Here is a 13,055-nt window from a genome sequence, read left to right on the forward strand (position 1 = left end):
CTACCTCGGGTGATGAGAGCTGGCTATGGGAACTTGGGCGATGCGCAGTACCTTGCGGCCGAGCTGCTCGACGAGCCGGGCGAGCCCGGTACGGCCGCCGTGCCGGAGCAGTTCGCCGAGGATGATCACCCGCGTCTCGCGCAGGTGGTGAGGCGAGCCGTGGACGTCGTCGAAGGCGTTCACGTGGAATCCGTCGTGCAGACGTGCCGCCTCGCGCCAGTCGTCCTGCGGGATGATCTCGTCACGCAGGCTGGCCACGTAACGCACCGGGATCCTCAGCTCCCTGATCTCCTCCGGCCGGAGCGCGAGTGCACTCAGGTGCTGGTCCAGATCCTCGGTCGTCACGCCGGAGGTGTGGCTCAGCGCGGCTCGAGTGATGCGGGGCATCGCGGCCAGCGACGCCGGCTCGGTGAACGAGGTGCCGAGGGGGGCGCAGACGGTGACGACCTTGCGGATACGCCGGTCGGCCTGGCTCTGGACCAGCGCCAGGTGGCCGCTGAAGCTGAGCGCGACGGCGAGTGTGCGGTCCGCCGCGCAGGTGTCGGCGACGGAGTCCATGACGGCGGTGAACACCTTCCCCGCCGCGCGGGAGTACGGCACGCCGTTCTCCCCGACGCCGGGGAAGTCGATGATGGCCACGGCGGATCCGGTGCGGGGGACCGCTTGCAGGAATCCGCCCCACTGCTCCTTGAGCGAGACGATGCCGCCCATCATGATCACGAGGGGCGAGTCGGGCCGGGGCCCGGCCTGGTAGAGGAAGGGCACCTCGTGACCGTCGACGGTGGCCGTCCGGCGCTCCCCCGCTCCGGACCTGAGGAGCCAGCTGTGCAGGCTCTGCGCGGCCAGCTCGCCGGCCTCGCGCCTGGCCGGCGAGTCGGCCCGGGGGAAGCGTGCGAGGTTGTACAGGTTGGACGCGGCCCGCGGCTTGCCCGCGCGGACGTGGCGGTCGGCCACGGCCGACCACTCGCCGACCCAGCTGCCCCTGCCCTCACCGTCCAGGGTGCCGATCCGGCCGAGCACCCGGTCGACCTCTTTCGGGTCGAGGCCCATGAACCGCGCGTGGAGCCCGACGAACTGCTTGGCTTCGGCCAGCATCACGACACCTCCCAGGTTTCGAGCCGGCCCTTGACCTGGGCCAGTACTTCCGAGGCGAGGGCGCCGTCGATGACGCGGTGGTCGAACGCGAGGGAGAGCGTGAACTGGGGCGCGATGTGCACCTGCCCGTCACGGACCACGGTCGCGTCCGCGATGCGGCCGATGCCGAAGCCGAGCGTTCCCGAGATCATCGGGAAGATGGCCCGCACCGGCTCCTGTCCCACCGAGGTGACGGAGAAGGTGCCCTGGATGTCCGCGCGGCGGGCCGCGTTGGCCATGGCGGCGCGGTAGGCGATCCGCGAGAGGGTCAGCGGCAGCCGCTGGACCTTCTTGACCTGGCTGAAGGGGCCGGTGTCGGCCACCTCGGCGTCCTTGTACACGTCGATCGCGTTCTGTACGTCGAGCACCGCCAGGTTCTGCGCGGCGTGCACCGTACCGGCGACGACACAACGCTCACCGGCGACCGTCTTGTCGAAGAGCACCTTCACGTCGACGTCGTCGAGAACGGCGAACCTCGGCCGCAGGGTGCTGCCCTGGAGCATCGACCGGGCCTCGGGGAAGGCGGCCACGACGTCGGCCGCCGCCTTGACGAGAAGGCTGACGTAGCTGAGCTTGCCGCCGCTCGCGGCGCGCGCCTCCTTCAGCCGGGTGGCGTCCACGTCCGCCATCAGATAGACGTGGCACGTCTTGCGCGCCCCTCCGTGCAGGAAGGTCCAGGTGCCTCGGCGGGCCTGGGACAACGGCCGGACGGCCGGGATCAGGGCGCTCATTTCTGCCCGCCGTCCCCGCGCGCCTCGCCGACGAGGGTCGACACGTCCGCCAGCGACTCCGCCTTCATGAAGCGGTCGTAGTCGAGAGAGGCCCCGAGCTCCCGCTCCAGGTAGACGAGGACGCGCATCTGGTTCACCGAGTCCCAGCCCTCGATCTCGGTCAGCGCGGTGCCGACGTTCAGTTCCCCGGGCTCGAGGTCGAGCAGCTGCTCGACGACTTCGAGGACGGTCCGGTCAGCGGACATGGAAGGCTCCCTCGTCGTTGACGACCCGGATCCAACCGGGCAGGTCGGACATGTTCGTCAGGTCGTGACGGAAGCCGGTGGACGTTCCGTCGTCATCGGCGGCCCCGGGCACGAAGCCCTGGGCCGGGTAGAAGCCGGCGAACTTCGCGTTCTTCGCCGTCCGTGTGTAGCGGGCCGTCACGGCCGCCGCGGAGTGTTCCCTGGCGGAACGCAGGATCAGGCCGACGATCGCGTCCTCGACGTTGCGTGAGAAGACACGGCAGCTGAGGACGAAGTTGTCGATCGACCAGGCGCCGTCCGCGGCCGCGCCGAGCGCGATCGCGGCGATCAGCCCGTTGTCACCGAACCGGTCGGTGAGCCGGGCGGCGAAGAAGGTGCCTGTGCCGTCGGCGATGCGCTGTGCGATGTCCTCCTCGGGGTACCGGACACCGGTGAGGTTGAACTGGTTGGTCTTTCCGAAGAGCTGCGCGATGCGGGGCGTGTTCAGCGCGTCGGCGGGCTCGATCGTCAGCCGCGAGTCCAGCGCCGCGAGGTACTCCTCCAGGCTGCCGGACGTGCTCTGCAGCTCGGCCCGACGGCTGCGTTCCCGATACAGCTTGGTGCGCTCCCGGTCCTCACCGGTCAGCTTCAGCAGGTTGAAGTGGCCCTGCTCGGCGAGGCAGGAGGCGTATCCCGCGGGGTCGGCCGGCAGTTCGACCGTGGCGACCTGCGGCAGCATCTCCCGCATCAGACCGCGCTCGACCGGGTTGTCGTCCACGAAGACCATCGCGTCCGCACCGATGTTGAGCTCGGCCGCGAGTTCGCGGACGTTGTCCGGCTTGGGCTGCCAGTTGGCCCGCACGGCCAGGAACGAGCCGGGCCGCAGGACCATGTCCGGGTGCGTGGCGATGGCCTCCCGGGCGATGTCGTCGTCGTTCTTCGACGCGACAGCGAGCATCACCCCCTGCTTCTCCAGGTCGCGGGCGAGTGTCTGGAGCTCCTGGTACGCCGAGCCGGGGTAGGCACCGCCGAGGCGCAGCCCGCCGATGCCGTCGTCACCGACGACACCGCCCCACAGGGTGTTGTCGAGGTCCAGGACGAGGCACTTGGCGGCGCGGCCCAGGTCGGCGCGGGCGACCCGCGTCAGCTCCTGCGCATAGGCACGCAGGAACTCCGGGGCGTAGCTGTGCGCCGCGGCGTGCCGCATCCGGTGGCTGCCGAAGACCGTGCCGGCCCGGGCCGCGAGGGCCGCGTCGGACAGGACGACGGTGCCGGCCAGCTCCGTGGCCAGGTCGAGAACGGCCGCGTTCATCCGCTGCCAGGACGCTTCGAGCCGGGCCTTGCTCCGGTAGTCGACGAGACGGTCCCTGCGCAGCGGGCTCAGGGGCAGGGTGCACAGCACGACGAGTCCGCCGAGCACGTCCTGGGCCGCCTGCGTCCACTGCCGCAGTTCGGCGGGGAAGGCGGCGCACCGGGCCTCGACGGCCTCGATGTCGAGGGGGTCCGCGATCTCCCCGAAGACGGCGCCGTCGTCCAGGAGGCAGGCGACGACGCGGGGCTGGAGGTCCTTGAGGTCCGGTGCGCCGGAGAGCACCTCGAAGCGCCATTGGTTGAATCCGGCGAGCCGGATCTCCGGCTGTATGCCCGCCTGGAGCATGGTCGCGGTCAACAGGGGCGGCAGCGTGTCCAGGGTGCAGCTGCCGAGCAGCGCGATCGGCTGGGCCGTGAACAGCCCGGTGTCGGCGAGCTGCGCACGCCGCCGTGTGCCCGACAGGAGGGAGCCCGCCGCCTCCAGGTCGAGTACGTCGTCGAGCTGCGCGAGCAGTCCCGCGACCGCGGACGCGCCGTCACCGAAACCTGAGCGGGCGAGCGTGCGCAGTTGCTGCAGGGGTGATGCCCCGGGGCCAGGGGGAAGGGCCCCGGGGCCGTTCATGAGGGGTGCGGCGATGGCCGGGCTGTCAGGCTGCATCGGTGACCGCCCCGCCCGGCTGGTGCCGCAGCGCCATCCCCGAAATGATCCACTTCGAGGATTCGATGGTGGTGACCAGCACGCGGCCGCCGACGCCCGTACCGGCCTGGATGCGCTGCATCGTCCGGTTGAGCTGGATGAAGGGGAGGGCGTTGCCGTTGTTCCCGGTGTCCGCGACGCAGGAGACGGCCTGCTCCGGCGTCACGCCCATGCGCTGCCGGATCTTCTCCGCCATGACGCCGTTGAGCTGGGGCGGGAGCACGTGGTCGACCTCACTGGTGTCGCAGCCGACGGCGGCGGTCAGCTCCTCCAGGACGGTGCAGGCCAGACCGGGCACGTTCTGCTCGATGGCCTTGTAGTCCTCTTCGCCCATGGACTCGCGGACCTCGGTGCCGTCCGGCCCGGGCACCATGGGCGCGCCGTCCGCGCCGTACCAGCGCACCAGTTGGGCCGGCGGGCGGCCCTTTCCGACGGTGCGCAGCACCATGTGGTCGACGACCAGGCCGGGGCCGTCGTCGTCGGCGTCGACGACGGCCGCGCCGGCGCCGTCACCGAACAGGGCGAAGTTGGCCAGCTCCGCCGACTTGATCCGCTTGATGTCGCGGTCGGCGGGCCAGAGTTTCACCACCGAGTCGGCACCGATCACCAGACCGCGGCGCAGGCCGCCGGCGAGCAGCGCCCGGGCGGTGTAGAGGCCGGTGAGCGCCCCGGCACAGCCGGAGGTCAGCTGGAAGGTCGGAAGGTCGTTCAGGCCGAGCCGGTCCGCGACGGTGTTGACGGTCGCCGGCATCAGGTGGTCGGGCGAGCCGGTGGTCAGGATGATGAAGTCCAGCGTCGACGCGTCCACACCGGCCGCGGCGAGCGCGCGCTCGCCGGCGACGGTCGCCAGATCACCGGTGTTCTTCGGCACCCCGTCGGAACTGGACGGATCGCAGAAGTGCCGGTTGCGGTTGCCGGTCATCCGGTCGAGCCACTTCTCGTGCAGACCAAACCGCTGCGCCATGTCTCGGTTCGTCACCGGGACACCCGGCAGTACCTCGCTGAGGGCAATGAGTCTCACGGCGTCAAGTTCCTTAATGAGTAGCAGTCAGGAGTCAGCTCCGTCGGAGGTGCCCTCCCGTCGCGGGATCTGACAACCGCGAACTTACGAACCGGTCCTAGGGGAGGGCTAAAGGCGCGGTCGACGACGTCTCCTAGAGGTTCTTAAGCCCCCTGGCCCACCCTCGGCACGTTGTCTCCGCCTGCCCACAGAGCCGAGGAGTGCCGAGCATGGTCAAGTCCAGCCACTGGGGAGCCGTCGAACCCCTTCTCCTGGCAGTAGGCGCCCGGGACGAAGAGCTACTGGCGGCGATCGCCGGGGTCGGGATCGAGCAGGCCTCGGCCGTCGCCATCGGCGAAGTGCTCGCCCGCTACGGAGCGGACGGCCCCTGGGACCCGGTCCAGGTGCACCTGCGTCTGCACCATGACGGCCGGTTCACCGACCACACGCTGCGGATCGACCGGCGCGAGATGGTGGCCACGGCCGGTGGCCCGGGCGACGCGTCCGTCACCGTCACCTACGAACTGCGGGAGCTGCTCGCGCAGTTGTTCGGGCCGGGTGCGGACGCCCGGCCGGCGCCCCCGAAGGTGGAGTTCACCTGGCCGCAGACGTCCATCCCCGAGCTGGCGCAGCGCATGCACCCCGTGGTGCAGGGCCTCGACGCTCTGCTGGCGGCCTGTTCGCCCGCCGAAACCGATCTCGGCCGGCTCGCGGTCCGCTTCGGCTCCGACAAGTGGGGCGGGGTGCACTGGTACACCCGGCACTACGAACGGCACATGCGCGCGCTGCGCGACGCCCCGGTGCGGGTCCTCGAGATCGGTGTCGGCGGCTACTCCGACAACGGGGCGGGCGGCGCCTCCCTGCGCATGTGGCAGCAGTACTTCAGGCGGGGGCTGGTCCTCGGACTCGACCTGTTCCGCAAGCCCGAGGTCCTCGGCCCCCGCATCAGGACGCTCCAGGGGGACCAGAACGACCCCGGGCAGCTGAACGCCCTGGCGAAGGAGCACGGTCCGTTCGACATCGTGATCGACGACGGCAGCCATGTGAACGAGCACGTGCGGACGTCCTTCGACACCCTCTTCCCGTACGTACGGGAGGGCGGCCTGTACGTCATCGAGGACGTGCAGACGTCCTACTGGCCGGGGTACGGCGGCACCCCTGACGCCGCTGCCGCCGGCGACGGCACCACCCTCGGGCTCATGACGTCGCTGGTGGACCTGATGCACCACCGGGAGTACGCGGACGACGGCTCCGGCCCCCGCTCGTACGCCGCCGACCACACGGTGGGCGTGCACCACTACCACAACCTCGTGTTCGTCGAGAAGGGCCGCAACAACGAGGAGCCCACCCCCGCCTGGATCCCCCGGTCCCCGTTTCCCACCGCCTAGGAAATCTGGAGCATCTCATGAGCCACTCTTCGTCCACCGCCGCGGCCGCCGCCGAGCCGGGCGCCCTCACCGAGGAGGCGACCGCCGCCGCGGAGGCCGCGCTGCTCGACCTCATCACCCCCGAGGGCAAGGAGAATCCGTTCCCGGCCTACGCCCGGCTCAGGGAAGCGGCTCCGGTCTTTCCCAGCGTGCTCGGCGCCTGCTTCGTCTCGGGTTACGAAGCCTGCAAGGAGGTGGTGTTCAGCGACCGCTACGGGGTCGCCGACGCCGACTGGTTCGACGCGAACGAGCCGGACTGGCGCAGCCACCCGCTGATGTTCCACGTGTACTCGACCATGATCGGGAACAACCCGCCCGACCACACCCGGCTCCGCCGGCTGGTGTCGCACGCCTTCAACGCCCGTCGCATCGAGGAGCTGCGTCCCTTCGTGGCCGACCTCACCGACCGGCTGCTCGACGACATGGCCGAGCGCGCGGACGACGGCGTCGTCGACCTTCAGGAGGCCATCGGTCTGCCGGTGCCGATCCGGGTCATGGCCAAGCTGCTCGGTGTGCCGGACGAGGACCTGCCCCCCTTCCAGTCCTGGGTGCGCAAGTGCGGTGTGATGTTCGAGATCGCCGTCACCCCCGAGGAACTGGCCGCGGGCGACGCCGCGTACTCGAGCATCCGGAAGTACTTCAAGGGCCTGGTCGCCGAGCGCCGCTCCGCTCCGCGTGACGACCTCACCTCGGCCCTCATCGACGTCGTCGACTCCGACGGGGACCGGCTCACCGAGGAGGAGCTGCTCGACACCCTCGGCTTCCTGTTCGCCGCGGGGTTCGAGACGACGGCGGGCATGGTCGGCAACTCGGTGGTCGCGCTGGGCGACGCCCCGGATCAGCTGGCGCCCTTCCGCGAGAGCTCCTCGCAGCTCGCCGCCGCGACGGAGGAGCTGGCCAGGTTCGACGGTTCGATCCAGATGACCCGGCGCATCGCGCTGACCGACGTCGTGCTCGGCGGCATCCCGATACCGGCCGGAACCTCCGTCGTGGCCCTCATCGGCGCCGCCAACCGGGACCCGCTGCACTTCACCGACCCCGACCGGCTCGACATCGGGCGCTCCGGCACCCGGCCGCTGAGCTTCGGTCTGGGAGCGCACTACTGCCTGGGCGCGGCCCTGGCGCGCATGGAGCTCGAAGAGATCCTGGGCCGCCTGTACCAGCGCTTTCCCGGCCTGCGGCTCGCCGCGGCGCCGGTGCGCGAGCCCGGCCTGGCACTGCGCCGTTTCGCCTCCGTACCGGTCAAACTGTTCTGACAGGAGTGCAGCACCGTGACAGGCCTTCGAACGGAGCCTTCCTCCCTGGCCCAGATCGTCGGCGCGCACGCCGACGCGCTGGGCGACCGGGTCGCGCTGACCTTTCTGAGCGACCCCTCGGAAAACCTCGGGGAGTCCCTCACCTACGCACAACTCGACCACGACGCCCGCCGTATCGGTTCCTGGCTCACCGAGCGGGGCGCCAGGGGCGAGCGGGTCCTTCTCCTGCACCCGCCGGGACTCGAGTTCGCCAAGGGGCTGGTGGCCTGCGCGTACGCGGGCGCGGTCGCCGTGCCCTCGCCGCTGCCCGGGACCCGGCCCCAGCACCGCCGCCGGGTGACCTCCATCGCCCGCGACACCGGCGCCGCGTTCGTGCTCACCGACGCCGCAAGCCGTGCCGAAGTGGCGAAGTGGGCGGCCGACGAGGGGCTGGACGTGCACTGCGCGGCCACCGACTCGGAGGAGCTCGGCGATCCCGGCCGGCGTCTCCGCTCGCCGCGGCCGGACGACCTCGCGCTGCTCCAGTACACCTCGGGGTCGACGAGCGATCCCAAGGGCGTCATGATCAGCCACGCCAACCTCGTGCACAACGCGGAGTCGATCGGCCGGGCGCTCGGCAGCACCTCCGAGACCCGCTTCGGCGGCTGGCTCCCGCACTACCACGACCTCGGTCTCATGGGGATGCTGCTGCAACCCCTGTTCCACGGCGGCAGCTCGGTCTTCATGTCGCCGATGAGCTTCCTCAAGCGGCCTCATCTGTGGCTGGACATGATCGACCGGCACGGCATCCAGATGAGCGGCGGCCCCGACTTCGCCTACGAGCTGTGCGCGCGACGGCTCACCGACGAGCAGATCAGCCGGATCGACCTGTCCCGGTGGCTCGTCGCGGTCAACGGCGCCGAGCCCGTCACGGCCCGGTCCGTCGCCACCTTCCATCGGCGGCTTCAGCCCGCGGGGCTGCGCGCCGAGACCATGTTCCCCTGCTACGGACTGGCCGAGGCCACCCTGATCGTGTGCGGTGACCGCCCCTGGCGGCCGCCCCTCACCCTGGACGTACTCGCCGCCGACCTGGAACAGGGGCGGTTCGTCCCGTCGGCGTCATCCCCACAGACGCACCCCGGGGCCCCCGCCGTGCGCGCGTTCGTCAGCAGCGGTGTCGTCACCGGCCTCGACGTCACGATCGTCGACCCGGACACGGCACAGCCGCTGCCGCCCGGCCGGGTCGGGGAGATCTGGGTGCGCGCCGGCAATGTCGGACTCGGCTACTGGGGCCGGGAGGACGAGAGCCGGGCGACCTTCCGGGCGACCACGGCCGCCGGTGAGACCGGATACCTGCGCACGGGCGACCTGGGCGCGGTCCACGACGGCGAACTCTTCGTCACCGGCCGGATCAAGGACCTTCTCATCGTGCACGGGCGCAACCTGCACCCGCAGGACATCGAGTCCGACTCGAAGTCCGTGCACCCCGCGCTCGCCGGGGGAACGGCCGCCGCGTTCGGCGACGACCAGCGGGTGGTCGTCGTCCAGGAGGTCAGAGCGGGGCGGCTGGGCCCCGGGGAGCTGGACGAGATCGCGCGTGCGGTCTCCCAGCACCTGGGCCGCCAGTACGGGGTCGGCGGCACGCGCGTGCTGCTGGTCAGGCCGGGCGTCGTCCGGCGCACGACCAGCGGCAAGGTCCAGCGGTCCGCCATGCGGGAGCTGTACCTCGCCGACGAGATCGCCGCCGTCGGCGACACCGCACGGGCCGTGAGCACGTCATGACCGCCACACGCGGTGACGCGGGCTTCCGTGCCCGGCTGCTCGCCGAGCGGTGGGAGCGGGTCCTCGGCGACCCGGACGACCCGGACAACGTCTTCTCCGCCGCGCGGTGCGCCGAACTCGACGAACGTGAGGAGTTCCCCGCCGACATGTGTGCCGCGCTGGACGCGGCGGGTCTGCCCGCGGCCTACGTACCGACCCGGTACGGGGGAGAACTGGCGGACTACGACGAGGCGTTGGCCATCATGCGCACCGTGGCCCGGCGGGACCTCACGGTCGCCGTCGCCCACGGCAAGACCTACCTCGGCGCGGTCTGCGCCTGGGTGGGCGCGGACCCCGTCCAGGCGAAAGAGCTGGCCGGGCTGATCCTGCGCGGCGGTGTCGTCTCCTGGGGGCTCACCGAGCGCGACCACGGCAGTGATCTGCTCGCGGGGGAGGTCACCGCCCGCCCCACAGCGGCCGGTTATGTCCTCAGCGGCGAGAAGTGGCTGATCAACAACGCGACCCGAGCGGACCGCGTCTGCGCTCTCGCCCGCACGGACCCGGCCGGCGGGCCGCGCGGCTTCACCCTCCTCCTCGTCGACAAACACCGCACCGGGCGCGGCGCCGGCGGCTACCGCACCCTGCCCAAGGTGCTCACCCACGGGATCCGGGGCGCGGACATCAGCGGCATCGCGTTCGACGAGGCCGAGGTGCCGGCGAGCGCCACGATCGGCGCCCCCGGCAGCGGCCTGGAGATCGTGCTGAAGGGTCTTCAGCTGACCCGGACCCTGTGCGCCTCGCTGTCGCTGGGCGCCGGTGACCACGCGGTGCGCCTCGGTCTGGACTTCCTGAACAGCCGCGGTCTCTACGGACGCACGCTGGCCCAGCTGCCCCAGGCCCGCCAGACCATGGGCAGGGCGATCGCCGGTCTGCTGGCCGCCGAGGCCGTCGGTGTCGTGGCCGGCCGGGCGATCCACACGTGCGCCGGCGAGCTGGCCACGTCCTCGGCCGTCACCAAGTACCTGGTGCCCACGCTCGTCGGGGAGAGCATCGCGGGCATCGGCCGGCTGCTGGGCGCGCGGGCCTACCTCAAGGGGACGCACGCACAGGCGCTGTTCCAGAAGGTGGAGCGCGATCACCGCATCGTCGGCCTCTTCGACGGGAGCACCGTGGTGAATCTGCACGCCCTGGTGAACCAGTTCGGCCTGCTTGCCCGCGGATACCGGCGCGGGCTCGCGGACGAGGCCGGCCCGGCCGTCGCGGCCACCCTGACCGAGCCGCTGCCCGCCTTCGACCCGGGCCGTCTGTCGCTGGCCCCCACGAAGGGATCCGGCCTGGTGGCGGGGGTGACGTCGATGCTGAAGGTGAGCGCGCTGCCGCCGCCCACCGCCGCGCTCGCGGCCGAGGTGCTGAGCGCGACCCACGAACTGCACGACGAACTCGCCGCCCACCGGCCCACCTCGCTCGCCGTGTCCCCCCAGGCCTTCGCCCTCGCCGAACGCTACGCGGCCTGCTACGCGGCCGCCGCCGCGTTGCGGCTGTGGTCGCACAACCACCGCTGGGTGGCGGCCGCCGCGGCCCCGCGGGACGCGGCACTGTGGCGCGACGGTCTGTGGCTCGACGCCTGTCTGCGTCTGCTCCTGGCCAGGATCCGTCCGGGCCGGGAGCAGGGGTTCCGCGGCGATCCGGACTCCGACGAGGCGTTCGACCGGCTGGTCACCTTGGCCACGGAGTCCGCGGGCGATCGCGTCGGCCCGCCGCTCTCGCTGCTGCCCGCCCCCGCCCGCGTACCCGACGAGGAGGCATCGTGAGCACCGCCCCCGATCTGGAGGAGCTGCTGGGAGACCCCTGGGACGGCGACAACCCCCTGGGTTTCGAGGCGATCGTGGCCGCCGACGAGGACGGCCGGCTGCCACACGGCGGGGAGCGGCTCCTCGACCGCTACGGTCTCGGCGAAGAATTCGTACCGGCCGAACTCGGCGGCCGGCTGCACGACATCCCGCGGCTGGCGCGCTCCCTGCGGTCCGTCTTCCGCCGTGACGGAGCGCTGGGGCTCGGGCACGGCGTGACATCGTTCATGGCGGCCGTCAACGTGTGGACGTCCGGCAGCCCGGAACAGCGGCGCCGGCTCGCCGGGGTCCTCGGCCGCGGCGGCAAGGCGGCCGTCTGTTTCCATGAGCTCGCGCACGGGAACGACCTGTCCCGCCAGGAGTTCCGGGCCGATCCGGGGACCGGCGGTTTCCTCCTGAACGGCCGCAAGGAAGTGGTGAACAACGCGGACCGTGCCGAGGCCCTGGTGCTGTTCGCCCGGACCGGGCAGGGTCCCGGCAGCCGCAGCCACTCGCTGCTCCTCCTCGACCGGCCGCACCTGCCCGGCGCCCGGGTCCGCTCGCTGCCGCGCTACCCGACCGTCGGTGTACGCGGCTGCCGGCTGAGCGGGCTGGAGTTCACCGACTGCCCCGCCCCCGCGGACAGCACGGTCGGTGCGTCCGGTACCGGCCTGGAGACCGCGCTGCGCTCGTTCCAGGTGACGCGGGCCGCGCTGCCGAGCATGGCGCTGGGCACGCTGGACACGCAGTTGCGCGTCACCCTGCGGTTCGCCCTGCACCGGAAGCTGTACGGCACCAGGGTCGCCGAACTCCCGCACGCACGCGGGCTCCTGGCCGGCGCCTTCGTCGATCTGCTGATCGCCGACTGCCTGGCGACGACGGCCACCCGGGCGCTGCACCTGCTGCCCGAGCAGTGCGGTCCGGTCGCCGCCGCGACCAAGTACCTGGTGCCGCAACTGCTGCTGGGGGCCTGTGCCGACCTGTCCGTCGTCCTCGGCGCACGCCACTACCTCCGCGAGGGCGAGTTCGCGATCTTCCAGAAGCATCTGCGCGACCTGCCGGTGCTCAGCCTGGGTCACGCCGGGTCCACCACCTGTCTGGCCACGTTGGTCCCCCAGCTCCACCAGCTGGCCCGGCGCTCCTGGCTCCTGGGCGAGGAGGCGCCCCCCGCGCTCTTCAGGCCCGGCGAACCGGTGCCGGCCATGCGATACGACCGCCTCTCCATCGGCACCGGCGGCCGGGACGCGCTGGGCGGCGGCGTCCTCGCGTCCCTCGACGCCGTGATCAAGGAGTCCGGGGGCCCGGCGGGCCCGCTCACGGCCCTGGCCCTGGTCCTGCGCGAGGAGTTCCACGACCTGGCGACGCGCTGCGCGGCCCTGCGCCCGCGCGAACGCACCGTCGTCTCGGGCCCCCGCAGCTTCCAACTGGCGGAACGCTACGCCCTGCTGCTCGCCGCGTCTTCCTGCGCGCAGGTCTGGCTCCACAGCCCGGACACCGCGCTGCCCTTCCTGCGCGATCCGGCCTGGCTGACGGCGGCGCTGCACCGGATCGCCGTGCGGCTCGGACACGCGCCGAGGCCGCTGTCGCAGGAGACGGACGACCTCGTCTTCGCCGAGCTCCTCGTGCGTCACGAGGCGAACACCAGCTTCGACCTGGACGACCGCCCGTACGCATAGCCCACGACCGGCACGGCCCCTGCGCGGGAT

Annotated in this window: 10 protein-coding genes; 5 read left to right on the plus strand and 5 right to left on the minus strand. The window is 71.8% G+C overall.

From position 1 onward, the window contains the following. Genes ACH4RC_RS33110 through ACH4RC_RS33130 form a run of 5 tightly spaced genes read right to left on the minus strand, consistent with a single transcriptional unit; the run spans position 1 to position 5,118 of the window. Positions 1–1,095: an alpha/beta hydrolase gene (locus tag ACH4RC_RS33110; RefSeq protein WP_398207465.1), complete on the minus strand. Its 1,095-nt coding sequence runs from the start codon at positions 1,093–1,095 to the stop codon at positions 1–3. Further along, complete coding sequence (locus ACH4RC_RS33115; protein WP_398207467.1) at positions 1,095–1,865, minus strand: 2-oxo acid dehydrogenase subunit E2; 771 nt, start codon at positions 1,863–1,865, stop codon at positions 1,095–1,097. The genes ACH4RC_RS33110 and ACH4RC_RS33115 overlap by 1 nt, the downstream gene beginning before the upstream one ends. Next, positions 1,862–2,110, minus strand: a complete 249-nt coding sequence (locus tag ACH4RC_RS33120) for an acyl carrier protein (RefSeq protein ID WP_398207468.1) — start codon at positions 2,108–2,110, stop codon at positions 1,862–1,864. The genes ACH4RC_RS33115 and ACH4RC_RS33120 overlap by 4 nt, the downstream gene beginning before the upstream one ends. Next, positions 2,100–4,058 carry an HAD-IIIC family phosphatase gene (locus ACH4RC_RS33125; RefSeq protein ID WP_398207469.1) on the minus strand — a complete coding sequence of 653 codons (1,959 nt, stop codon included), beginning with the start codon at positions 4,056–4,058 and terminating at the stop codon, positions 2,100–2,102. Before ACH4RC_RS33125 ends, ACH4RC_RS33120 begins: the two co-directional genes overlap by 11 nt. Next, a complete protein-coding gene (locus ACH4RC_RS33130) occupies positions 4,048–5,118 on the minus strand; it encodes a 3-oxoacyl-ACP synthase III family protein (RefSeq protein WP_398207471.1) in 1,071 nt (356 codons plus the stop codon). Before ACH4RC_RS33130 ends, ACH4RC_RS33125 begins: the two co-directional genes overlap by 11 nt. A 209-nt stretch (positions 5,119–5,327) precedes the next feature. On the opposite strand from ACH4RC_RS33130, the gene ACH4RC_RS33135 reads away from it, so the two are divergent. The 5 genes from ACH4RC_RS33135 to ACH4RC_RS33155 are packed head-to-tail and all read left to right on the plus strand — an operon-like array spanning position 5,328 to position 13,025. Beyond that, complete coding sequence (locus ACH4RC_RS33135) at positions 5,328–6,485, plus strand: hypothetical protein (protein ID WP_398207473.1); 1,158 nt, start codon at positions 5,328–5,330, stop codon at positions 6,483–6,485. Between the two features lie 17 nt (positions 6,486–6,502). Further along, a complete protein-coding gene (locus tag ACH4RC_RS33140; protein WP_398207475.1) occupies positions 6,503–7,780 on the plus strand; it encodes a cytochrome P450 in 1,278 nt (425 codons plus the stop codon). A gap of 15 nt (positions 7,781–7,795) precedes the next feature. Next, positions 7,796–9,541 carry a fatty acyl-AMP ligase gene (locus ACH4RC_RS33145; protein ID WP_398207477.1) on the plus strand — a complete coding sequence of 582 codons (1,746 nt, stop codon included), beginning with the start codon at positions 7,796–7,798 and terminating at the stop codon, positions 9,539–9,541. After that, positions 9,538–11,331 (plus strand): acyl-CoA dehydrogenase family protein, encoded by a 1,794-nt coding sequence (locus ACH4RC_RS33150; protein ID WP_398207479.1) that lies wholly within the window; start codon positions 9,538–9,540, stop codon positions 11,329–11,331. The genes ACH4RC_RS33145 and ACH4RC_RS33150 overlap by 4 nt, the downstream gene beginning before the upstream one ends. Then, positions 11,328–13,025 (plus strand): acyl-CoA dehydrogenase, encoded by a 1,698-nt coding sequence (locus ACH4RC_RS33155; RefSeq protein ID WP_398207481.1) that lies wholly within the window; start codon positions 11,328–11,330, stop codon positions 13,023–13,025. Before ACH4RC_RS33150 ends, ACH4RC_RS33155 begins: the two co-directional genes overlap by 4 nt. Positions 13,026–13,055 lie beyond the last annotated feature (30 nt).

The organism is Streptomyces sp. NPDC016845 (assembly GCF_044332585.1).
GTDB lineage: Bacteria > Actinomycetota > Actinomycetes > Streptomycetales > Streptomycetaceae > Streptomyces.

Excerpts from the sequence above, each read along its gene's own strand:
- ACH4RC_RS33110 (WP_398207465.1), bottom strand. The coding sequence starts at position 1,095 with ATGCTGGCCGAAGCCAAGCAGTTCGTCGGGCTCCACGCGCGGTTCATG.
- ACH4RC_RS33115 (WP_398207467.1), bottom strand. The coding sequence starts at position 1,865 with ATGAGCGCCCTGATCCCGGCCGTCCGGCCGTTGTCCCAGGCCCGCCGA.
- ACH4RC_RS33120 (WP_398207468.1), bottom strand. The coding sequence starts at position 2,110 with ATGTCCGCTGACCGGACCGTCCTCGAAGTCGTCGAGCAGCTGCTCGAC.
- ACH4RC_RS33125 (WP_398207469.1), bottom strand. The coding sequence starts at position 4,058 with ATGCAGCCTGACAGCCCGGCCATCGCCGCACCCCTCATGAACGGCCCC.
- ACH4RC_RS33135 (WP_398207473.1), top strand. The coding sequence starts at position 5,328 with ATGGTCAAGTCCAGCCACTGGGGAGCCGTCGAACCCCTTCTCCTGGCA.
- ACH4RC_RS33140 (WP_398207475.1), top strand. The coding sequence starts at position 6,503 with ATGAGCCACTCTTCGTCCACCGCCGCGGCCGCCGCCGAGCCGGGCGCC.
- ACH4RC_RS33150 (WP_398207479.1), top strand. The coding sequence starts at position 9,538 with ATGACCGCCACACGCGGTGACGCGGGCTTCCGTGCCCGGCTGCTCGCC.